The following is a 20,171-nucleotide window of genomic DNA, read 5'->3' as shown; positions in this document are numbered from 1 at the left end:
TTCTCCTTTGTTTTGAGTTCAAGCACCCCAGAGCGGGGTATCGACCGATTTGAGAAACGCTGCGTGAGCTACAAGTTCCTCTTCGGTGGCCGCGTGGGGACGCGGCTGACGGAAGATACGGTCCTTCGTACTGAGGACCTTGATTTCCGTCACGATTGCTGTGGTTTCGGCGACCAATTCGAGACCAATCTGGCGACCACCACGTAATTCGACGTAAACCTGTGCGAGCAATTCGGCATCCAACAATGCGCCGTGCTTGGTTCGATGGCTGCGATCGATGCCGTAGCGAGTGCACAACGCATCGAGCGAAAGCTTTGTACCGGGATGACGGGCCTTGGCCAAGGCCACAGTATCTACCATCCGGTCGAGCGTGACGATCGGGTGCCCGCATGCCGACAACTCATGATTGATGAAGTTGAAGTCGAACCCGGCGTTATGGGCCACCATCGGACTGTCGGCGATAAATTCGAGGAATTCGTGCGCGTGCGCCGAAAAGAGTGGCTTGTCCGCCAGGAACGCGTCCGACAATCCGTGAACCGCTTCAGCCTCTGCGGGCATGAACCGCTCGGGATTGAAATAAGCGTGGTACGTACGACCGGTCACCACCCGATTGACCATCTCGATACAACCGATTTCGACCATCCGATCTCCGTTCCTGGGATCAAATCCGGTGGTCTCGGTGTCGAAGATAATCTCTCGCATTCCTATCCATATCTGCCTGCCTGCGGACAAGCGCAAGGCCTCGACATGCAATATTACAAACGGGTCAACGTCCGCACAATCCCGGCTACCTGTTCCCGCGTTTCGTCCAGCGTCGTCCCCGTATTGATGATGAAGTCCGCTCGGGCGCGCTTATCCGCGTCGGGCAACTGAAGCGCCAGGATCTGTTCGAACTTCTCGGCGGTCATACCGGGCCGCGCGAGCACTCGTGTCCGCTGGACATCAGCTGGCGCCGATACCACGGCGACTGCATCCAAGGCGTGCTCGCCGCCTCGCTCAAACAAAAGAGGTATGTCGAAGACGACCAATGGCGCAGCGCGATGGTCCTCCAGAAAGTCCGCCCGCATTCTAGCGACTGCAGGATGGACGATCTGCTCGAGCCGGGCCAGCTTATCCTTGTCCCCGAATACGGCAGCGCCGAGCTTGGGTCGGTCGACTCCCTGCGGCCCCGTCGTGCCGGGAAAAGCCGCCTCGATTTCGGGGAGCAGGTCGCCGCCCGGCCCCTGCAAAAGATGCACCGCGGCATCCGCATCGAACACAGGGACGCCCAGATTCCGCAACATTTCGGCGACAGCGGACTTCCCCATGCCGATCGAGCCGGTAAGTCCAAGTATCGATGGTCGAGCGCTCATGAGGTTATCAAGGTGCGCAAAGCCCGATCCTGATCCCGTGGCGGCTTAGCACCAAAGAACCGGAAAAATGCTTCGTCGGCCTGACCGATCAGCATCGAAAGACCATCGACCGTGTCGAACCCGTTTGCTCGTGCGCGTTTCAGAAAGTCAGTGTCGAGCGGGTTGGTCACGATGTCATAGACAACGCTGCGGGGTGGTGCGTGGCTGAAATCGAAAAGAAGGTCTGGGTTACCGACCATACCCAGTGGGCTGGCGTTCACCACCAGATCCAGACACTGTTCACGATCGTCAAAAGCAAAATCCGTCGGTTCCACGAAGTAATCCGAACCGATCGCATGGTGCTCGCCATCAGGGGCCAGTTCATCCAGCATCGCACGCGCCTTGGCGGGATCTCGACCCGCCAGCACAATGACGAACTTCGCGTCCGCCAAAGCAGCTATGATCGCTCGCGCGGCTCCCCCGGTGCCAAGCACGCGCGCCATTCGGAATAAGTGCACATTGTCCAGTTCATCGCGAAGAGGTTCGAGAAACCCGGGCGCATCGGTATTGTAGCCGGTTAGCGTGCCATCAATTTCGCGCACAACCGTGTTTACCGCTCCGATGCGGGCAGCAAGGGGATCGATCCGGTCAAGCAAGGGAATCACCGCCAGTTTGTGCGGCATGGTGACGTTGCAACCTTGCCAATCCGGATCGCTGCGGCGGTCAGCGACGTATTCCGGCAGGCTTTCTATCGTGACTTGTCGATGATCGTACCGCCCTTCGATGCCCAGAGCCGCCAGCCAGAAATTATGGATCGCGGGTGATTTCGACTGGGCGATCGGATCGCCGATCACTTCCGCGTAAGGAACGCTCATCGTGCCATCATCCCATGATGACGCAGGGCAGACTGGACCTTGAGCAATGGCATTCCAAGGATCGTGAAATAATCGCCCTCAATCCGATCAAACAATTGCACGCCACGTCCTTCGATCCGAAATACACCGACACATCCCGCGACTTCGGGCCATTCGGCATCGAGATAACTTTCGATAAAAGCGTCTGACAGTGAGGTAACCGACAAACGCGCGACGTCGCTATCCGACCACAGCATTTGGCCGTCCTGAACCAGGGCTGCGGCGCTGTGCAATTCCATTACCTTACCCGAAAAGAAGCGAAGGTGCTCATGCGCTTGATCGCGACTACCTGGTTTGTCGAAGCGCCGCCCGTCGCAGACCACTAACGAGTCACTACCGAGCACGAGGTGGTCAGGTGTTTCACGTGAAACATTCACTGCTTTTTCGACTGCCAGCGTCGCTGCTATTTGCGATGGGTCGGTGCCTGCCATCATCGCCTCTATTGATCGCTCGTCAATGTCAGCTGGCTTAGCCCTGAATTCGATGCCTGCCGCTTCGAGCATGGCGCAGCGTGAAGCGCTTTTGGAAGCCAGGATAATCATAGTGTCGACGAGATCCTTTGATCCGGTACATCAGATAGGTTTGGGGCCGACCTGACCTGTGGTGCCGGAGGCCTTGCGCTCATTGTATAGATTGATGATGGCCGCCGCCGTTTCCTCAATGGATCTACGGGTAACGTCGATCACCGGCCACGAGTTATCGGCGAACATCCGCCGGGCGTATTTCAGTTCGCGCTCCACCTTGTCGTTATCGACATAGTCCGTGTCCGGCGACTGGCTCAGCGACAACAGCCGATTGCGGCGTATCTGAATCAAGCGATCAGGGGCGGTTGTGAGCCCAACCACCAATGGTCTCCTTAAGCCAAACAGGCCGGGCGGCGGCGGACTTTCGACCACGATGGGGATGTTGGCGACTTTATACCCCCGGTTCGCCAGATAGATCGAGGTTGGCGTCTTGCTGGTCCGCGATACCCCGGCCAGCAGGATATCGGCCTCCTCCCATTCTTCCCACAAGATGCCGTCATCATGAGCGATGGTGAACTGGATGGCATCAACACGGGCGAAGTAGGCATCGTCGAGGCGGTGCTGGCGACCAGGACGACCCTTGGCTTCCTGCCCCAGCAACGCCTCCAGCGCATCGGTTACCCCATCGAGGACTGCGATCGCCGGAAGACCCAGTGCCTGGCAGCGCTCTTCAAGCCGTCCGCGGGTTTCTTCGTTGACGAGGGTGAAGAACACCAGTCCGGGATTGGCCGCAATTTCGCCCATGATCCGGTCGAGATGCTGCTGTGACCGGACCATCGGCCAGAAGTGGCGCAGGACATCGGAATCGTCGAACTGCGCAAGCGCTGCCTTGGCGATCATCTCCAGGGTCTCGCCGGTGGAATCGGACAACAGATGCAAGTGAAATCGTGCCATGTTCGGCTTTGCCCGGCCCTTGTTCGGCCCCCTGCGTTCGGCGGCACCGCTTGTGGATATGTTCCGGCATAAACCACGGGACTGCCCCGGTGACAACTCGTAACCCCCAAACGCTGCCCACTACCGGCTTTCAACGAGTCAGCTTCTGGACAGGGCGACTGCCTCCCTCCACACCCTGTGGACAAGGCGAACAAGCTTTCGTTGACTCACTCGGTCCGCAGAGTCGCATCGCAAGGTCCGCTCTGTTCAACCGGGTACAAATCGGGCAAGGCGCGCTCGTCCCCGATATCCACAGGACCAACAGACTCCATCATCCTTATATAAAATTTCTATATTTTTTTGATCGGACCGAAAAACGCGATGCCCGGACTGCTTCTCGACACCCTGCGCGGCACCAACTCTGCCAGCCGCCCGATCTGGCTCATGCGTCAGGCTGGCCGCTATCTGCCCGAGTATCGCGAACTTCGGGCCGAGAAGGGTGGATTCCTTGCGCTCGTGTACGATACCGATGCCGCTGCGGAGATAACGCTCCAGCCGATCAGACGTTTCGGCTTCGATGGCGCGATCCTGTTCTCGGACATTCTGATCGTGCCTTTTGCCATGGGCCAGGATCTTCAATTTACCGCCGGTGAGGGGCCAAAGCTTTCGCCGCGCCTTGTCGACCACGCGCTTTCCGGTTTGTCCGCTGTCCCCGAACGCCTGTCGCCGATCTATGATACAGTGCGGAAAGTGCGCGCTGGGCTGGCTGTGGATAAAACCATGCTCGGTTTCGCAGGCTCCCCGTGGACCGTGGCGACGTACATGGTCGCGGGTGAGGGTAGCCGCGACCAGCACGACACTCGGGCAATGGCCTACCGCGACCCGGCGGCGTTCCAGGCGATCATCGATGCCGTGACGTCGGTGACTGTGGAATACTTGTGCGGTCAGATGGAGGCGGGCGCAGAGGCCGTGCAGTTGTTCGATTCATGGGCCGGCACGCTTAGCCCCGCTCAGTTCGAACGGTGGGTCATCGCGCCCAACGCGGCGATCGTCGCAGCGGTAAAAGCGCGTCATCCGGACACCCCGATCATCGGCTTTCCCAAGGGATCGGGAGAGAAATTGCCCGCCTATGCCCGGGAAACCGGAGTCGATGCAGTCGGGGTGGATGAGACGATAGACCCCCTATGGGCTGCGCGTGAACTTCCGCAGGGAATGCCGGTACAGGGTAACCTCGACCCTCTTCTGCTGTTAGCTGGCGGCGAGGCGCTGGAACGAGATGCGTTGAGAGTGCTTGATGCTTTCGCGGATCGGCCGCACGTATTCAACCTGGGTCATGGTATCGGCCAGCACACGCCGATCCCCAATGTCGAGCGCCTGCTGGCGACGGTGCGGGGATGGTCGCGGTAACGACCTGAAGGCAGCGATAAGGACGCTCAAGAGGTTTCATGGAGCAGATATTGTCCACCACGTACCTGTGGCTGAAAGCCGGCCACATCATCTTCGTGATCTTCTGGATGGCCGGGCTGTTCATGCTGCCGCGCTATTTCGTTTACCATCAGGAGGCGGAGGGCGGTTCGCTAGAGGAAGCGCGCTGGATCGAGCGTGAGGCCAAGCTGCGCAAGATCATCCTGACCCCGGCGATGATCCTGACATGGGTCCTGGGCATCCTTACCGCGACGGCGATCGGCGCATGGAGCGAGGGCTGGCTGCACGCCAAGCTACTCTTCGTGCTGGGCCTTTCCGGCTATCATGGCTGGATGGTCGCCTATTCGAAAAAGCTGGCACGAGGTGAGCGCCCGCTGACCGGCAAGAAGCTGCGCCTCCTGAACGAGGTTCCCGGCATCGCCGCCGCGATCATCGTGGTGCTGGTCGTCATCAAACCGTTCTAACGCTGCCACAACGGCTGGACGTTGGCTTGATCCACTCCATGGATTGATCCGTTGACCAGCGCGCATACAGCGATTATTCCAGCAGCGTTCCGGCACAGGGACGCGACGTTCGTTCGCGTGCCCGGATTTGCTTTCCCCAAGCCCATCGATCCGCCGGCCGACACCCTCGTTCCATTCGGAAACACGACACAATGCATCTTAAAGAACTCAAGAAGAAATCATCGGCCGAACTGGTCGAAATGGCCGAGGAACTCGGCGTCGAAGGCGCGTCCACCATGCGCCGGCAGGACCTCATGTTCGCAATCCTCAAGGAAGTGGCCGAGGATGGCGAGGAAATCGTCGGGCAGGGCACGATCGAAGTACTGACCGATGGCTTTGGCTTCCTGCGCAGCCCGGAAGCCAACTATCTTGCTGGACCAGACGACATTTACGTCTCGCCCAATCAGGTCCGCAAATGGGGTCTGCGCACAGGTGACACCGTCGAAGGCGAAATTCGCGCTCCCAAGGATGGTGAGCGGTACTTTGCCATCACCAAGCTGATCAGCGTCAATTTTGACGATCCCGACGTCGTGCGCCACCGCGTGAACTTCGATAACCTGACGCCGCTCTACCCGGACAGCCGCCTCAAGCTCGATTGCCTGGACCCCACCGTCAAGGATAAGTCGGCCCGCGTGATCGATCTGATCTCACCGCAGGGCAAGGGCCAGCGCGCGCTGATCGTCGCGCCGCCCCGCACCGGTAAGACGGTGCTGCTGCAGAACATGGCCAAAGCCATCACCGACAATCATCCCGAGGTGTTCCTGCTGGTGCTGCTCGTCGACGAGCGTCCGGAAGAAGTCACCGACATGCAGCGCAGCGTGAAAGGCGAGGTTATTTCCTCGACTTTCGACGAGCCTGCACAGCGCCACGTCCAGGTCGCCGAAATGGTGATCGAAAAGGCAAAGCGTCTGGTCGAGCACAAGCGCGATGTCGTGATCCTGCTCGATTCCATCACCCGCCTGGGCCGCGCCTACAACACCGTGGTGCCAAGCTCGGGCAAGGTCCTCACCGGCGGCGTCGATGCCAACGCTCTGCAGCGTCCCAAGCGCTTCTTCGGCGCGGCGCGCAACATCGAGGAAGGCGGATCGCTGTCGATCATCGCGACGGCCCTGATCGATACCGGCAGCCGCATGGACGAAGTAATTTTTGAAGAGTTCAAGGGCACCGGTAACTCGGAAATCGTCCTTGATCGCAAGGTCGCGGACAAGCGCATCTTCCCAGCGCTGGATGTCGGCAAGTCGGGCACCCGCAAGGAAGAATTGCTGGTCCCGCGCGATCAGCTTTCGAAGATGTGGGTCCTGCGCCGCATCCTCATGCAGATGGGCACCGTCGATGCGATGGAGTTCCTACTCGACAAGATGAAAGACTCCAAGACGAACGAGGACTTCTTCTCGACGATGAACCAGTAAGAAGGGCAGGGGGCACCTACCTTGGATATCCTATCGATACTTGCCGCCGCGGCTCCTGCCATTCAGAGCCCGGCGGTGATTTGGGACCATATCGTCACCGATTTCTCGAACATCGGGACGCCGGCGGCGATGTCTGCGTTCCTGCAGGTCCTGATGATCGACGTGGTTCTGGCGGGCGACAATGCGATTGTCGTCGGCGCTCTGGCTGCAGGTCTTCCGGCCGATCAGCGCAAGAAGGTGATCGCCATCGGGGTGATCGCAGCGCTGGTGCTGCGCATCGGCTTCGCGCTGGTCGTCACCTGGTTGTTGGGCATCGTAGGCCTGGTCTTCGCAGGCGGCCTTCTGCTGCTGTGGGTCGCCTGGAAGATGTACCGCGAGCTGCATCACAGTCCTGTTCCCAATTCCCCTGGCTCACCAGAGGTCGAGGGCGATGAGAATTCAGGCCTGAAGCCCTCCAAGTCGTTCGCGTCGGCGGCCATCTCGGTCGCGGTGGCGGATGTTTCGATGTCGATCGACAACGTGCTTGGTGTCGCCGGAGCAGCGCGCGACCATCCCGGTATTCTCATTGTCGGGCTGATCGTGGCCGTCGCGATGATGGGTTTGGCGGCCAACTTTATCGCTCGCTACATCGAGCGATTCAAATGGATTGGCTGGGTTGGTTTGGCGGTGATCGTCTACGTCGCCGGTAAGATGATCTACGAGGGTTGGGTCGATCCTCAACTGGGGATCGTCTCCCTCTTCTAAGGGACTGCAGAAAAAGGGCGCCGAGGCATACAGCCTTGGCGCCCTTTTTCGTTAAGGGATCAGCACCGTCGATCCCGTCGTTTTGCGGGCTTCCAATGCCTCATGTGCTGCCGCTGCATCGGACAGCGCAAACCTTTGCCCGATCTTTGGCGTCAGGATGCCGGAGCTGATCCTGTCGAACAGTTTGCTGGCGTTTCTCGTCAGATCTTCAGGCTTGGCGATGTAGTCAGCCAATGTCGGACGGGTCAGAAATATCGACCCAGCGCGCATCAGGTCGAGCACCCCGACAGGAGGCACCGGACCGGAGGCGTTACCGTAGCTGACCATAAGCCCACGCTTGGCGAGGCAAGCGAGCGAGGCGCTCCAGGCAGACGCCCCGACACCGTCGTAAACAACATCGCACATCGCGCCGTCGGTTATCTCGCGCACTTTCCCAGGCAGCTCCTCCAATGGACAGGACAGGGAATGGTCACCCGGAACGTGCGCTGCCTTTTCCGGCGATCCTGAATGAGCAATCACCGTAACCCCCTTGTCGAGGAGCCAGGGAACGAGGAACGATCCAACTCCACCAGCGGCAGAATGAACCAAGGCGACGTCGCCTGCCTTGGCCGGATAGGTCTCTTCGGCGAGGTAACAAGCGGTCAGCCCCTTAAGCATGCTCGCCGCAGCGATTTCAGGGGTGACGCTTTCCGGGATGCGGATAGCCTTGGTGGTGTCGATGGCCCGGTGCGTAGCATAAGCTCCACCGTTCTGGGTCGTGCCTATCCGGTCACCGATGGAAAAATCGCCGACGTCCGCTCCGACAGCGATAATCCGTCCCACCGACTCCGACCCCAAAGTGATCGGCAAGGCATCGGGATACAGCCCCTTGCGATAATAGGTGTCGATGAAGTTGAGGCCAATCGCTTCTGTTTCGATGACAACTTCGCCGGGGCCGGGAGATGGGACGACAAGGTCCTCCCGTTCGATCACCTCTGGCCCGCCATGCTGGCGCACGATCATTCGATATCCGCTGGTCATCAGCGATCAGCCGACATGCTGGGCAAAGAACGCCTCGGTGCGGCCGTCTGCAAGCTGTGCTCCGGCCTCATCGCGACGTTCGCCTATCTCCGCCGCAAATCCGTGATCCAGACCGACATAATCGTGGAGGGTCACACGTGGATGATCGTCCAGCCCGTCATGGATGGCCTTCTGAGCGGCTTCATCGACGAAGTGATCAGCGGTAGGAATGTGCAGCATCAGTGGACGGGCGATAGCGTTCTTTTCGCCCAGCATCTGGTCGATCATGACGCCGTAGTAGCCCACTGACGCATCGATATCGGTGCGGGTGGCTGTCATGTACGCGATGCGGCCGCCCATGCAAAAACCGACCAGCCCAACTTTTGGGACGCCTTGCTCCCGACGGATCCAATGGATCACCGCCTCGAGATCGCGAATGCCGAGATCGAAATCATGGTGCGACATGAAGGTGACGGCTTTCTGGAAATCCTCGTCCTTGTACGGACTCAGTTCGACGCCGGGTTGCTGCCGCCAGAAGGTATCGGGGGCAACGGCGAGGTAGCCTTTGTCTGCCCAGTCCTGCGCTTTTTTGCGGATGCCTTCATCGACCCCGAAAATCTCCTGCTGCACGATGATCGCCCCGCGCGGTGTCCCTTGGGGTTTGACTACATACGCCGGGATCGTGCCTTCCCCATCCAGGGTAGTGATCTGTGTGTTGGTCGACATCGCATGCTCTCCAGGAAGGGGTCGGGTGTGGGGGGAGTTAGGCACTTGCAATGGACTTTGCCAAGCGCATGTGTCAGTCTCGAAGAGAAAATTCCAACGGGAGGCCGCGATGAAGGTCAATGTCGAAGTCGAATGCACCCCGGAGGAAGCGCGCAGATTTCTCGGCCTTCCGGACGTCACCAAAGCGAACGATGTTTACGTGGATGCCCTTACAAACGCGCTGAAGGGCACAGGCAATTTCGATCAACTGAACGAACTCACCAAGCAGATCGCCCCGATGGGCCAGATCGGTCTGAAGATGTTTCAGCAGTTCCTCGAGAATGGGGCCGCGATGGCGATGAGCGGCGCGACTAAACCCAAGAAGGCCGGAGACTGAGTCGACTGAATTCGATGATATCGACTATCGCCGACTGATCATGATCGACACTATTTTTGCCGTCTCCAGCGGTGCGCCTCCTGCGGCCATTGCCGTCATGCGCATCAGCGGTCGCAAGGCTGGCGATGTCCTGAAATTGCTGGCCGGTGCCTTGCCGGAACCTCGTCGCGCCAGTTTTCGCACGTTGAGATCAACGTCGAATGTCGTTCTGGATCAGGCGTTGGTGCTTTGGTTTCCAGGCCCGAATACGGCGACGGGCGAGGATTTGGTAGAGCTTCACCTGCACGGTGGGCGCGCCGTGGTATCCGCGGTGGAAGTCGCAATTTCTGGCATGGATGGACTTCGCCGTGCGGAGGCCGGGGAATTTACCCGACGCGCTTTCGTCAACGGACGGATTGATCTGGCAGAGGCAGAAGGGCTCGCCGATCTCCTATCGGCGGAAACGGAACTGCAGCGCCGCAGTGCCATCGCCATGGCGGGCGGGGCCTTTTCCAAACAAGTGGAGAGCTGGCGTGACCGCGTGCTCACCGCCTCTGCCTCCGTTGAAGCTGTGCTTGATTTCGGAGACGAAGATGACGTGTCTGATCTCCCGCACGACTTCCTCCCAACCATCGAAGAATTGATCGGCGAGCTGGAGGAATGGCTGGCTCGTCCCCGAGCGGAAATGCTGAAGGACGGCTTTCGGGTGGTGCTGGCAGGGCCTCCCAATGCGGGCAAAAGCACTTTGTTCAATGCCTTGGTAGAAGACGAAGCTGCTATTACAGCGTCGGTCGCAGGCACGACACGCGACCTCCTCACCCGGGCGGTCGCGATCGAAGGTATTCCTTTCGTGTTCGTGGACACTGCCGGTTTGCGATCAGGCACCGATGATATGATCGAGGCAATCGGGATCGAGAGGGCACGTGGTGCGGTTGACGATGCCGATCTCGTCCTGTGGCTTGGTGGCGAGGAGTGGGACCACCAAGCGACACTGACTTGGGTGATCGCTGCGCAAAGTGATCGACGTGAAATACCAAACGGGGATTCCCGGCACCGGGTGTCGGCCATCAACGGGGAAGGGATGTCCGATCTTAGGCTGGATTTAGTGCAGACGGCTCGCAGTGCTATGCCGCGCCCTGGAATTGCCGCGCTTAATCACCGTCAGCGCAGTCAGATTGCGCAAGCGTACGAAGCTTTGGACGACATGCGAATTGTCACCGATCCGTTGCTGGCGGCGGAGTGCCTCCGACGATCACGCGTGGCGTTCGACACTCTCGTCGGTCGTTCGACAACAGAACATATGCTTGATGCCCTTTTTGGCCGGTTCTGCATCGGCAAGTGAGTGGATGTTCCACGTGTAACAACATCTCAGCCTCTTTGACCGTTGGCGAATTTCGCGATAAAGCGCAGCAATGCATTCATATGATGTAATTGTCATCGGCGGCGGTCACGCTGGCTGTGAAGCGGCTGCTGTCGCCGCTCGGATGGGCGCCAAGGTCGGCCTCATAAGCTTTGACCTCGATGCGATCGGCGCAATGAGTTGCAATCCCGCGATCGGCGGACTCGGTAAAGGCCACTTGGTCCGTGAAGTGGATGCATTCGATGGCCTCATTGCACGAGCTGCCGATGCTGCAGCCATCCATTACCGGATGCTGAACCGGTCCAAAGGAAGTGCAGTCCAAGGCCCGCGTGTTCAGGCGGATCGTCAGCTTTTCAAAGCTGCCGTGCAGCGTTTGCTTCAAGAGCAGGGTGACCTAACCCAAATAGCCGGCGAAGCTGCTGCACTTGTCCTAGAGGGTGGCAGAGCAGTGGGCGTTGATCTGGCGGATGGCACTCGCCTGTCTGCACGAGCGATCGTTCTGTGCACCGGCACGTTCCTTGGGGGCACGCTGTTTCGTGGCGAAGAACGCCTGACGGGCGGTAGGATCGGCGAGGCCTCAGCACAGAAGCTAGCGGGCCAGATGCGTCATGCCGCGCTGCCGATGGCGCGATTAAAGACCGGAACACCGCCCAGGCTCGATGGACGAACCATCGATTGGTGTCGACTTGATCAACAGCCTTCCGATGCTGAGAACTGGACCATGTCGGCCATGGGCGAGGGCAGGGTGGTGCCTCAGGTCTTTTGCGCGATAACGCGGACCAACTTTCGCAGTCACGATGTGATCCGGGCAAACCTCCATCGCTCGCCTCTGTTTTCAGGTGCCATTGGGGCTCAAGGTCCTCGCTATTGCCCGTCGATCGAAGACAAGATCCATCGCTTTGCGGATCGCGATGGGCATCAGGTCTTTCTCGAGCCGGAAGGGCTGAGCACCCACCTCGTCTATCCCAACGGCATAAGCACCTCGCTACCTGCCGACGTGCAATTGGATATGCTCCGCACGATGGATGGCCTTGAACAGGTGGAGATGGTCGTTCCAGGTTATGCGGTGGAGTACGATTACGTTGATCCTCGCGCATTACGCACATCGCTCGAACTGCGGGATATCCCTGGCCTATACTGTGCAGGTCAGATTAATGGCACCACTGGCTATGAAGAGGCGGCTGCGCAGGGGCTGATGGCCGGTCTTTACGCTGCGTCGAACGTCCTTGGACGACCGGCGCCCGAGCTCGATCGTGCCAATAGCTACATGGCGGTCATGATCGACGACCTGACGCTGCATGGAGTGAGCGAGCCGTACCGAATGCTAACGGCGCGGGCTGAATATCGCCTCCGTCTGCGAGCAAACAATTCGTCAACGCGGCTGACTCCGATCGCCATAGAGGTGGGTGCGGTGAGTAAGCTCCGTCACGATTGGTTTGCGCGCCGAGAAGATCGCAAACGGGAACTCGACGCAGCGCTCGATTCCGTGGTGTCCGCCACCGAACTGTGCTCGGCAGGTTTGCCGGTCCGCCATGATGCCGGCAAATTGCCTCTGCGCGATTGGCTGCGTTTCAGCGGTGTGGACGTGGACGCCATCGCACCATGGATGCCGTCTGAACTCTTGAATGATAACGCGCTGGTCGAGGAACTTGCCGAGGACGCTGCGTATGCGCCTTATCTCGATCGCCAGGATCGGGAGTTGCGCGATCTGCGGGCAGGAGAGAAGCTTCCGCTCGGTGACTCGTTTCCTTATGCGGCTATTCCCGGCTTATCACGTGAAATGACTGAGCGACTGATCAAGGCCAAGCCTGCCACTCTTGCGGCTGCTGGACGTCTACCTGGCATTACCCCGGCGGCTCTGGCGGCACTCCTGATTCATGCGCGCCGAAAGGCCGCCTGATGACCGGAGTTGTGATCGATGAAGCAGAAGCCGCACGCGCATGGATAGCCTCAATTGAAGGCCAGAACACCGATGGTATTTCTCGACTAGAGCTTCTCGTGCGTCTTTTGGCGGAAGAAAATCAACGGCAGAACCTGGTTGCGGCCGCCAGTATCGAGCATGTTTGGACCCGCCACATTCTTGATAGTGCGCAGCTCCTCCAATTTGTTCCACGTGAAACACCGCGGCCTTGGATTGATCTTGGCACCGGCGCAGGCTTTCCCGGTCTCGTGGTCGCGGCATTGCGCCCAGATACTGAGGTGCTGCTGATTGAGTCGCGAGGTCGTCGTATCGAGTGGCTGACGCGGGCATCCGAGGAGCTCCGGCTTGCTAATGCCAGAGTGATCGGCAAGCGGCTCGAGCACGTGGAAGACATCTCCGCGTCAGTTATATCAGCGCGTGCTTTTGCGCCTTTGGACAAACTTTTAGATCTTTCTGCCCGATTTTCCACAGGTGACACCGTCTGGCTGTTGCCGAAAGGCCGGTCTGCACGTCAAGAATTGGCAGCGGTTACTCAGTGGCGGCACACGTTCCACGTGGAACAATCGATGACCGACCAAGAAGCGGGCATCATCGTCGGAACGCTGATCGACAGGAAAGGTAAAGCCAGGTGATTCGCATCGCCATTGCCAATCAAAAGGGCGGCGTCGGCAAGACGACGACGGCGATCAATGTGGCCACTGCCTTGGCGGCTACCGGGTGGAAGACCCTGCTGATCGACATAGACCCTCAGGGCAATGCGTCGACCGGGATAGGGGTATCGGCGTCCGATCGGGAGGCGTCGTCCTATGATGTGCTGGTCGATCGGGTCCCCGTCGCCCAATGTGTCATGCCCACAAAAATTCCGGGACTGGATCTCCTGCCTGCCACTGTCGATCTATCGGGCGCGGAGGTTGAACTCGTCAACGCGGACGATCGTGCTCATCGGCTGCAGCGGACGTTGGGACCTGAATTGGGCTACGATGTTTGCCTGATCGATTGCCCGCCCTCGCTGGGGCTTCTGACTCTCAATGCGCTCACGGCGGCCGATACGCTTTTGGTTCCACTGCAGTGCGAATTCTTCGCGCTCGAAGGGCTCAGCCAATTGTTGCAGACTGTTGAGCGGGTACAGCAACGCTTCAATCCCGATCTTGGCATCATCGGCATAGCCCTTACCATGTTCGATCGACGTAATCGACTTACCGAACAGGTATCAGACGACGTCCGTTCGGTTCTGGGCAACCTGGTCTTCGAGACTGTCATTCCGCGCAATGTTCGCCTATCCGAAGCGCCGAGCCACGGTGTGCCGGCTCTTATCTATGATCATGCCTGCGCCGGTAGTCGTGCCTACATGGCCTTGTCGCGCGAACTGATCACCCGCCTGCCCGAAAAAAGGATAGCGGCATGAACGACGATCCCATCATCCGCTTTAGTGTTCCGTCCGCCAGTCTGGCAGCTGGGAACAAGCAAAAGCCGAAGGGGTTGGGACGCGGCCTCGGAGCACTGCTTGGCGAAACACGGCGCGAAGAACCTGTAGCTCAGCCGGGCGGGGGGCAAGGCAAGGTGTCGCGATCTGGCGGGCTGGCTGTCTTGAACATCGCCGAAATCCAACCCGATCCTCAGCAACCAAGGCGAGTTTTCGACGAGGCTGCGCTGGATGAACTCGCTGCGTCGATTGGGCAGCGCGGGGTCATACAGCCGATCATCGTGCGTCCTTTGGACAACGGGCGGTATCAGTTGGTTGCTGGCGAACGCCGCTGGCGCGCTGCGCAGAAGGCGCAGCTGCATGAAATCCCGGCGCTGGTTCGCGAATTGTCGGACCGCGAAGTCATGGCACTGGCGCTGATCGAAAACCTGCAGCGGGAAGACCTGAACCCAATCGAAGAAGCAAGAGCGTACAATCGTCTCTCCGAACTGGAGGGCATGACGCAGGCCGAGATTGCCCGCATGGTCGACAAGAGCCGCAGCCACGTCGCCAACTTCCAGCGATTGCTTTCGTTGCCCGAAGGCGTGATTACGCGCGTGGAGAAGGGCCAGCTCTCAATGGGACACGCCCGCGCATTGATCGGGTGCGATGATGCCGAGACCATTGCAGAGGCCGCCGTTGGCAAACAGATGTCGGTGCGCGAGATCGAGAAGCTCGTGCGCAAGCGGCAACGTGGGGACTCCGCCCCTCGTCGCGCCCGGATCGCGCGCAATGCAGCCGAGGATGCCGACATTCTGGCGGTGCAGGGCCAGCTTGAAGAATTTCTGGGCATGCCGGTACGAATCAACGCTGATGTCGATCCGACAACAGGATCGGTCACCGTTCGCTATGCCACGCTCGATCAGCTTGACCTCATTTGTCAGCGGTTGACGGGTGGCGCTATCTGACGTCCTGACGCGCTCAGATACAATTAGGTTCAGTTCAGCGGAACGCGCTTGTCGGGAGCGATCCTGACCCGCTTATCGGTCGGGCGGCGTGGGATGACACGCCGTGCCGGTCGCACCGGAACGTCTTCGTACACGTATTCGACCGTCTCGGTGCACCGTGGTTCAGCAGATGTCACGGCTTGGCCAGCGTATCCGTAGGGGTAAGCCGGGGCGTACCCGTCCGGGGGATAGTACCCCTGAGAGGGGTATTGGCGATAGCCATCATATCCTGCCTGGGCGTCCGATGAGTAATACCGGGCGTAATAATCGTCGAGATAAGCCTCGCACTCATCCCGGTCTTGCCCGCGATCCTCCGCCTGATCGATTGCAGCTCCGGCTACCGCCCCGACGGCCGCGCCACCGATCGTGCCTACGGCTCTATTGCCGCGACCAGCTATACGATTTCCAGCTAAGCCACCTACCGCACCACCAATAAGCGCGCCGCCTACGCCGTTGTCGCGCTGAGCAACTCGCTCTCGGCAGTCCTGTAGCCAAGCCTGCCTCGCATCATCGTTATAGTCGCGGTAATCGTCCGGTGCGCCGTTATCATAGTCCTGAGAGTCGTAGTCAGGGGCCGAATAGTCCGCCTGCGCGAAGGCCGGTGCTGCCGACAACAGAATCACAGCGGCGGAAGCAATACACAAATGGCGGCGCATGAACGAAGAACCTTTCGCGAAGAGGCGTGTTAGCCCCGTCAGTTAACGCGAAATTTAGCATCGTGTTGCGCGAAATACCAAGCCTCATACTACCGTAAGCAGCAGCGTCCCGAATCGAGGCAGGCCGCCGATCCCGTCTCAGATCGCGGAGGCGACGATCTCGGCCAAGTTGCGCATTCCTTCTGCATCCTCATGGTTGAAGCGAGCGGGGATGGGGCTATCGAGATCGATGACGGCGATCACTTTGCCACCCTTGAAGATGGGGATCACCAGTTCCGAACGACTGGCCGCGTCGCAGGCGATGTGACCCGGGAACGCATGCACGTCTGCAACGATCTGCGGCTCGCCTGTCGCTGCAGCGGTTCCACACACTCCAACGCCCATGGGGATGCGGATGCAGGCCGGCTTTCCGACGAAGGGTCCAAGGACGAGTTCATCCTCGATAACCCGGTAGAAGCCCGCCCAATTAAGATCCGGCAATAGTTGCCAGATCACAGCAGCGATGTTGGCCATGTTGGCTACCGCGTCCGGTTCCCCGTCAACGAGAGCCTGTCCGGCACGAGCGAGTTCCCCATACAATTCGGATTTGGAGAGGTTCGTATCAGCAGCAAAATCATACATTGGAGCGCAATAGCTCAACTGCCGGTTGTCGGCTAGGCAGCGTCAGCTTATCTCGTCTCCATGCACCCTATTCTCAAGAAAACCGCCATCGCTTCCACCATCGTCGTCCTGGCCGGTGCCGGACTGATTTATTGGGGCCTGCACGCCAATTCGTCCGATCTGCCGAGCGACGCCACCACAGGCAAAAACCCGGTTCTGGTCGAGCCCGACTCGCAGTGGATACCGAGCATCGCGTTGGCAAAACCTGTCGGCTGGGCGTCTAGCGAAGCGCCCAAGGCTGCGCCGGGACTGGCCGTGGTCCGGTTTGCTGAAGGCCTCGATCATCCCCGGACGATGCTCACACTGCCAAACGGCGATGTGCTGGTCGCCGAAACCAATGCTCCGGCTGGCAATAAGCCCAGCGGCATCGTCGGCACCATAATGGGCATGATGATGAGCCGTGTGGGGGCCGGCGAACCTTCGCCGGATCGCATCGTGCTGCTGCGAGATGCCGATGGAGATGGCAAAGCTGAGATCAAGCAGACGTTCCGCTCCGCCGACATGCATTCGCCGTCTGGAATGGCCTATCGCGATGGCAAACTGTACATCGCCAATCACGACAAAGTCCTGGAATTCGCGTTCACGCCCGGCCAGACGACGCTGGAAGGCAAGCCTCTGCGCACCATGATGGACCTGCCGGCGGGCGGCAATCACTGGATGCGCAACCTGCTGCTCAGCGACGATGGCGCTCATCTCTACGTCGCGGTTGGTTCGGCCAGCAACATTGCCGACAATGGCCTTGAGGCTGAGACAGGTCGCGCGATGATCTGGGAGATCGACACCAAGACGGCGCGGCGTCGTCAGTACGCTGTCGGCATGCGCAATCCCAACGGGATGGGGTGGAATCCGTCGACCGGCGAAATGTGGGCGACCGTGCAGGAACGCGATATGCTGGGACCGGACCTGGTGCCCGATTACCTGACCAACGTGCCGGTTGGGGCGCAGTACGGCTGGCCGTGGGTCTACTGGAAAACGACCTTTGACGAGCGCGTGCAGTGGCCGATGCAGACGTACATGCTCGAATATACCCGCAAGCCTGAATACGCGATGGGCGCGCATACTGCGGTGCTTGGCTTGACCTTCGCCAACGGCGGCAACCGGATGGGGAAGGGCTTCGAAAACGGTGTGTTCATCGCTCGGCACGGGTCGTGGAACCGCCGTCCTGCTGCGGGATACGACGTGGTGTTCGTCCCCTTCGACGCGAACGGCAACCCCAAGGACGTCAAGCCCCAGCCGGTGCTGTCAGGCTTCCTGAAGGCTGATGGCGACACCCATGGCAGGCCGACATGGCTCGCCTGGGACAAGACCGGATCGCTGCTGGTCAGTGATGATACGGCAGGCATTATCTGGCGTATCAATGCGCCGGGCTCTCAACCTTCAGCAGCGATCAAGCCGGTCGTGACGGAGCACATGAAACCGCTTGAGGAAATCAAGGATCCGACGCAGCCTGGGGCGCTCCCGCCAACGATGACCGGCGGTTTCCGCAAGGAGGATGACAAGCTGCTGCCGTAAGTGGCTCAGATTGCTTTCCCGGCGCGCCCGGCGAGTTCGGTGACATATTGCCACGCCACGCGGCCGGATCGAGCGCCACGCCTGCGCGACCATTCCAGCGCGTCGGAGGCTTCCCAAGGCAGACCGAATTCCTTGGCGTAACCGGCGATGATTGCCAAGTAAGCGTCCTGATCGCAGTTGTGAAAGCCGATCGAGAGGCCGAACCGGTCGGCAAGTGCCAGCTTTTCGTCAACGATGTCCCGCGTGTTGATGGGATCGTCCTGCTCCGACATCGAGCGACTGACGATGGCCCGCCGATTGGAAGTCACGGCAAGGCGGACATTGGCAGGGCGCGCTTCCACGCCTCCTTCGAGCCAGGACCGCAGGATACGTGGACCGGCACCGTCGCTGTCTTCGAACCCAAGATCGTCGATGAACACCAGAAAGCTGCGATTAATCAGGCCTAGCGTGGCGAAAAGGCTGGTCACGCCGGAAAGGGCCTCTTGCGCGACCTGAACCAAAGCGATGCGTCCGGGGAGACCCTGGTCGGCGGCCTTGACTGCAGCGCGCAGGACGGCGGACTTGCCCATGCCACGTGATCCCCACAAGAGCATGTCGTGGGCGGCGTGGCCTGCCGCCAGGCGCTGGACGTTGGTGACGATCCGTTCCTTTTGCGGATCGATGCCGCGCAGAAGATCCAGCGACGGGGCATCCAGACGGTGTACGGGGCGGGCTTCCCTGCCGGTCCAGACGTACGCCGGATGGGCCAGCCAATCGGTGGGGGCTGCCGAGTTAGGGACGAGCCTTTCCAGGGCCTCGGCGATGCGATTCAAGGTGGCTACCTGGTCTCCAGCGTTTGCGTCTGCGGCGGTCAACGGTGATCTCTCTTGGCTTTCATTGCCGGGCGCTATAGCGGCGGGGGATGGACCATGCCAGTCGCCCTTCCATGCTGACCGCCACACCGGATGGGATTGCGTCTGCGGCGGCACTGCTCACTGATGGCGCGGTTGTCGCGGTGCCGACCGAAACGGTCTACGGTCTGGCGGCGCGATCGGACAGCGATGCTGCGGTGGCCGCCATCTATCGGGCGAAGGGGCGGCCCAGTTTCAATCCGCTGATCGTGCACGTCGCCAGCTTGACGCAAGCGCAGGAACTGGCGGAGTTTGATGCCCGGGCAATCACATTGGCCGAGGCATTCTGGCCCGGTGCGCTGACACTCGTATTACCGCTAAAGGCAGGGGCGAAGCTGGCGCCGGCGGTGACCGCTGGCTTATCGACGGTGGCCTTGCGGTGTCCGGCGCATCCGGTGATGCAGGCGGTGCTACGGGCTAGCGGATTGTCGCTCGCGGCACCGTCAGCAAATCGCAGTGGGGGGGTCAGTCCCACCACAGCCGAGCATGTTGTCGCATCGCTTGTTGATAAAGTGCATGCGGTAATTGATGGCGGCGCGTGCGACGCGGGTCTGGAATCGACGATCGTTGCGTTGCGTGATGATGGGCGCTGGCAGATACTGCGGCCCGGACCGATTGCCGAGGCGCGGATCGAGGCGGTGTTGGGCGTCCCCAGCGATCCTGTTTTATCGCGAGCAATCGAGGCGCCAGGACAGTCGGCCAGTCATTATGCACCGGGAAAGCCGGTCCGGCTGAATGCGCTGAAGGCTGATGACGACGAATTTCACATTGGTTTCGGCGATGTCGCGGGGCATGTGACATTGTCGGCCGTGGGCGATCTCGCCGAAGCAGCGGCGCGGCTCTATGCATTGTTGCATGAAGCCGCCGCCGCGCCGCAGTCGCGCATCGCGGTGGCGCCGTTGCCCGACACCGATGTGGGCGCAGCGATCAACGACCGGTTGCGACGCGCGGCGGCGTAGC

General features: G+C 60.0%; 22 protein-coding genes. 12 read left to right on the top strand and 10 right to left on the bottom strand.

Annotated features, from left to right (window positions below):
- Window positions 1-18: 18 nt before the first annotated feature.
- The 5 genes from dnaQ to ACZ1JM_RS13770 are packed head-to-tail and all read right to left on the bottom strand — an operon-like array spanning window position 19 to window position 3,663.
- Window positions 19-702 (bottom strand): DNA polymerase III subunit epsilon, encoded by a 684-nt coding sequence (dnaQ, locus tag ACZ1JM_RS13790; protein ID WP_465132954.1) that lies wholly within the window; start codon window positions 700-702, stop codon window positions 19-21.
- A gap of 53 nt (window positions 703-755) precedes the next feature.
- Window positions 756-1,352, bottom strand: coding sequence for a dephospho-CoA kinase (coaE, locus tag ACZ1JM_RS13785; protein ID WP_465132953.1), 597 nt, complete (start codon window positions 1,350-1,352; stop codon window positions 756-758).
- Window positions 1,349-2,206, bottom strand: a complete 858-nt coding sequence (gene aroE, locus ACZ1JM_RS13780) for a shikimate dehydrogenase (protein ID WP_465132952.1) — start codon at window positions 2,204-2,206, stop codon at window positions 1,349-1,351. The genes coaE and aroE overlap by 4 nt, the downstream gene beginning before the upstream one ends.
- Window positions 2,203-2,787 carry a Maf family protein gene (locus ACZ1JM_RS13775; protein WP_465132951.1) on the bottom strand — a complete coding sequence of 195 codons (585 nt, stop codon included), beginning with the start codon at window positions 2,785-2,787 and terminating at the stop codon, window positions 2,203-2,205. Before ACZ1JM_RS13775 ends, aroE begins: the two co-directional genes overlap by 4 nt.
- 30 nt (window positions 2,788-2,817) lie before the next feature.
- On the bottom strand, window positions 2,818-3,663 hold the full coding sequence (locus tag ACZ1JM_RS13770; protein ID WP_465132950.1) for a pyruvate, water dikinase regulatory protein: 846 nt from the start codon (window positions 3,661-3,663) through the stop codon (window positions 2,818-2,820).
- Window positions 3,664-4,023: 360 nt separating this feature from the next.
- Between ACZ1JM_RS13770 and hemE the strand changes: the two genes are divergently transcribed.
- The 4 genes from hemE (at window position 4,024) to ACZ1JM_RS13750 (ending at window position 7,723) form a co-directional block, all read left to right on the top strand.
- Complete coding sequence (gene hemE, locus ACZ1JM_RS13765; protein WP_465132949.1) at window positions 4,024-5,049, top strand: uroporphyrinogen decarboxylase; 1,026 nt, start codon at window positions 4,024-4,026, stop codon at window positions 5,047-5,049.
- Between the two features lie 38 nt (window positions 5,050-5,087).
- Window positions 5,088-5,531: a CopD family protein gene (locus ACZ1JM_RS13760; RefSeq protein WP_465132948.1), complete on the top strand. Its 444-nt coding sequence runs from the start codon at window positions 5,088-5,090 to the stop codon at window positions 5,529-5,531.
- Window positions 5,532-5,722: 191 nt separating this feature from the next.
- The gene (gene rho / locus ACZ1JM_RS13755) at window positions 5,723-6,979 is read left to right on the top strand and encodes a transcription termination factor Rho (RefSeq protein WP_465132947.1); all 1,257 of its coding nucleotides are present in this window, start codon (window positions 5,723-5,725) and stop codon (window positions 6,977-6,979) included.
- 21 nt (window positions 6,980-7,000) lie between these two features.
- Complete coding sequence (locus ACZ1JM_RS13750) at window positions 7,001-7,723, top strand: TerC family protein (protein ID WP_465132946.1); 723 nt, start codon at window positions 7,001-7,003, stop codon at window positions 7,721-7,723.
- A 51-nt stretch (window positions 7,724-7,774) separates the two neighbouring features.
- Here ACZ1JM_RS13750 and ACZ1JM_RS13745 read toward each other — a convergent pair whose 3' ends face one another.
- Window positions 7,775-8,743 (bottom strand): quinone oxidoreductase family protein, encoded by a 969-nt coding sequence (locus ACZ1JM_RS13745; RefSeq protein ID WP_465132945.1) that lies wholly within the window; start codon window positions 8,741-8,743, stop codon window positions 7,775-7,777.
- A gap of 6 nt (window positions 8,744-8,749) precedes the next feature.
- The gene (locus tag ACZ1JM_RS13740) at window positions 8,750-9,448 is read right to left on the bottom strand and encodes a dienelactone hydrolase family protein (RefSeq protein ID WP_465132944.1); all 699 of its coding nucleotides are present in this window, start codon (window positions 9,446-9,448) and stop codon (window positions 8,750-8,752) included.
- A 109-nt stretch (window positions 9,449-9,557) separates the two neighbouring features.
- On the opposite strand from ACZ1JM_RS13740, the gene ACZ1JM_RS13735 reads away from it, so the two are divergent.
- The 6 genes from ACZ1JM_RS13735 (at window position 9,558) to ACZ1JM_RS13710 (ending at window position 15,454) form a co-directional block, all read left to right on the top strand.
- Complete coding sequence (locus ACZ1JM_RS13735; protein WP_465132943.1) at window positions 9,558-9,824, top strand: DUF6489 family protein; 267 nt, start codon at window positions 9,558-9,560, stop codon at window positions 9,822-9,824.
- Between the two features lie 40 nt (window positions 9,825-9,864).
- Window positions 9,865-11,145 carry a tRNA uridine-5-carboxymethylaminomethyl(34) synthesis GTPase MnmE gene (gene mnmE, locus ACZ1JM_RS13730; protein ID WP_465132942.1) on the top strand — a complete coding sequence of 427 codons (1,281 nt, stop codon included), beginning with the start codon at window positions 9,865-9,867 and terminating at the stop codon, window positions 11,143-11,145.
- 70 nt (window positions 11,146-11,215) lie between these two features.
- Window positions 11,216-13,063 (top strand): tRNA uridine-5-carboxymethylaminomethyl(34) synthesis enzyme MnmG, encoded by a 1,848-nt coding sequence (mnmG, locus tag ACZ1JM_RS13725; RefSeq protein WP_465132941.1) that lies wholly within the window; start codon window positions 11,216-11,218, stop codon window positions 13,061-13,063.
- The gene (rsmG, locus tag ACZ1JM_RS13720; RefSeq protein WP_465132940.1) at window positions 13,063-13,716 is read left to right on the top strand and encodes a 16S rRNA (guanine(527)-N(7))-methyltransferase RsmG; all 654 of its coding nucleotides are present in this window, start codon (window positions 13,063-13,065) and stop codon (window positions 13,714-13,716) included. Before mnmG ends, rsmG begins: the two co-directional genes overlap by 1 nt.
- Window positions 13,713-14,489 carry a ParA family protein gene (locus ACZ1JM_RS13715; RefSeq protein ID WP_465132939.1) on the top strand — a complete coding sequence of 259 codons (777 nt, stop codon included), beginning with the start codon at window positions 13,713-13,715 and terminating at the stop codon, window positions 14,487-14,489. The genes rsmG and ACZ1JM_RS13715 overlap by 4 nt, the downstream gene beginning before the upstream one ends.
- Window positions 14,486-15,454: a ParB/RepB/Spo0J family partition protein gene (locus ACZ1JM_RS13710; RefSeq protein WP_465132938.1), complete on the top strand. Its 969-nt coding sequence runs from the start codon at window positions 14,486-14,488 to the stop codon at window positions 15,452-15,454. The genes ACZ1JM_RS13715 and ACZ1JM_RS13710 overlap by 4 nt, the downstream gene beginning before the upstream one ends.
- A gap of 29 nt (window positions 15,455-15,483) precedes the next feature.
- On the opposite strand, the gene ACZ1JM_RS13705 is transcribed toward ACZ1JM_RS13710, so the two are convergent.
- Together ACZ1JM_RS13705 and ACZ1JM_RS13700 are read right to left on the bottom strand one after the other, a co-directional pair.
- A complete protein-coding gene (locus ACZ1JM_RS13705; RefSeq protein ID WP_465132937.1) occupies window positions 15,484-16,116 on the bottom strand; it encodes a glycine zipper 2TM domain-containing protein in 633 nt (210 codons plus the stop codon).
- A gap of 171 nt (window positions 16,117-16,287) precedes the next feature.
- Window positions 16,288-16,770, bottom strand: a complete 483-nt coding sequence (locus ACZ1JM_RS13700) for a GAF domain-containing protein (protein WP_465132936.1) — start codon at window positions 16,768-16,770, stop codon at window positions 16,288-16,290.
- A gap of 60 nt (window positions 16,771-16,830) precedes the next feature.
- Between ACZ1JM_RS13700 and ACZ1JM_RS13695 the strand changes: the two genes are divergently transcribed.
- Window positions 16,831-18,321 carry a PQQ-dependent sugar dehydrogenase gene (locus ACZ1JM_RS13695; protein ID WP_465132935.1) on the top strand — a complete coding sequence of 497 codons (1,491 nt, stop codon included), beginning with the start codon at window positions 16,831-16,833 and terminating at the stop codon, window positions 18,319-18,321.
- Between the two features lie 5 nt (window positions 18,322-18,326).
- Here the strand turns inward: ACZ1JM_RS13695 and ACZ1JM_RS13690 are convergent, their stop codons facing one another.
- Window positions 18,327-19,133 carry a DUF815 domain-containing protein gene (locus tag ACZ1JM_RS13690; protein ID WP_465132934.1) on the bottom strand — a complete coding sequence of 269 codons (807 nt, stop codon included), beginning with the start codon at window positions 19,131-19,133 and terminating at the stop codon, window positions 18,327-18,329.
- Window positions 19,134-19,222: 89 nt separating this feature from the next.
- Here ACZ1JM_RS13690 and ACZ1JM_RS13685 point away from each other — a divergent pair, with 89 nt between their 5' ends.
- A complete protein-coding gene (locus ACZ1JM_RS13685) occupies window positions 19,223-20,170 on the top strand; it encodes an L-threonylcarbamoyladenylate synthase (RefSeq protein WP_465132933.1) in 948 nt (315 codons plus the stop codon).
- Window position 20,171: the final 1 nt, after the last annotated feature.

This window comes from Novosphingobium sp. BL-S-24, assembly GCF_055521575.1.
The sequence above is the reverse complement of the archived record's forward strand: the minus strand, read 5'-3'. Positions and strand labels throughout refer to the sequence as shown.

What these genes read in the sequence shown, in the direction of transcription:
- dnaQ (WP_465132954.1), bottom strand. Translation starts at nt 702, where the DNA reads ATGCGAGAGATTATCTTCGACACCGAGACCACCGGATTTGATCCCAGG.
- coaE (WP_465132953.1), bottom strand. Translation starts at nt 1,352, where the DNA reads ATGAGCGCTCGACCATCGATACTTGGACTTACCGGCTCGATCGGCATG.
- aroE (WP_465132952.1), bottom strand. Translation starts at nt 2,206, where the DNA reads ATGAGCGTTCCTTACGCGGAAGTGATCGGCGATCCGATCGCCCAGTCG.
- ACZ1JM_RS13775 (WP_465132951.1), bottom strand. Translation starts at nt 2,787, where the DNA reads ATGATTATCCTGGCTTCCAAAAGCGCTTCACGCTGCGCCATGCTCGAA.
- ACZ1JM_RS13770 (WP_465132950.1), bottom strand. Translation starts at nt 3,663, where the DNA reads ATGGCACGATTTCACTTGCATCTGTTGTCCGATTCCACCGGCGAGACC.
- hemE (WP_465132949.1), top strand. Translation starts at nt 4,024, where the DNA reads ATGCCCGGACTGCTTCTCGACACCCTGCGCGGCACCAACTCTGCCAGC.
- ACZ1JM_RS13760 (WP_465132948.1), top strand. Translation starts at nt 5,088, where the DNA reads ATGGAGCAGATATTGTCCACCACGTACCTGTGGCTGAAAGCCGGCCAC.
- rho (WP_465132947.1), top strand. Translation starts at nt 5,723, where the DNA reads ATGCATCTTAAAGAACTCAAGAAGAAATCATCGGCCGAACTGGTCGAA.
- ACZ1JM_RS13745 (WP_465132945.1), bottom strand. Translation starts at nt 8,743, where the DNA reads ATGACCAGCGGATATCGAATGATCGTGCGCCAGCATGGCGGGCCAGAG.
- ACZ1JM_RS13740 (WP_465132944.1), bottom strand. Translation starts at nt 9,448, where the DNA reads ATGTCGACCAACACACAGATCACTACCCTGGATGGGGAAGGCACGATC.
- ACZ1JM_RS13735 (WP_465132943.1), top strand. Translation starts at nt 9,558, where the DNA reads ATGAAGGTCAATGTCGAAGTCGAATGCACCCCGGAGGAAGCGCGCAGA.
- mnmE (WP_465132942.1), top strand. Translation starts at nt 9,865, where the DNA reads ATGATCGACACTATTTTTGCCGTCTCCAGCGGTGCGCCTCCTGCGGCC.
- mnmG (WP_465132941.1), top strand. Translation starts at nt 11,216, where the DNA reads ATGCATTCATATGATGTAATTGTCATCGGCGGCGGTCACGCTGGCTGT.
- rsmG (WP_465132940.1), top strand. Translation starts at nt 13,063, where the DNA reads ATGACCGGAGTTGTGATCGATGAAGCAGAAGCCGCACGCGCATGGATA.
- ACZ1JM_RS13710 (WP_465132938.1), top strand. Translation starts at nt 14,486, where the DNA reads ATGAACGACGATCCCATCATCCGCTTTAGTGTTCCGTCCGCCAGTCTG.
- ACZ1JM_RS13700 (WP_465132936.1), bottom strand. Translation starts at nt 16,770, where the DNA reads ATGTATGATTTTGCTGCTGATACGAACCTCTCCAAATCCGAATTGTAT.
- ACZ1JM_RS13695 (WP_465132935.1), top strand. Translation starts at nt 16,831, where the DNA reads ATGCACCCTATTCTCAAGAAAACCGCCATCGCTTCCACCATCGTCGTC.
- ACZ1JM_RS13685 (WP_465132933.1), top strand. Translation starts at nt 19,223, where the DNA reads ATGGACCATGCCAGTCGCCCTTCCATGCTGACCGCCACACCGGATGGG.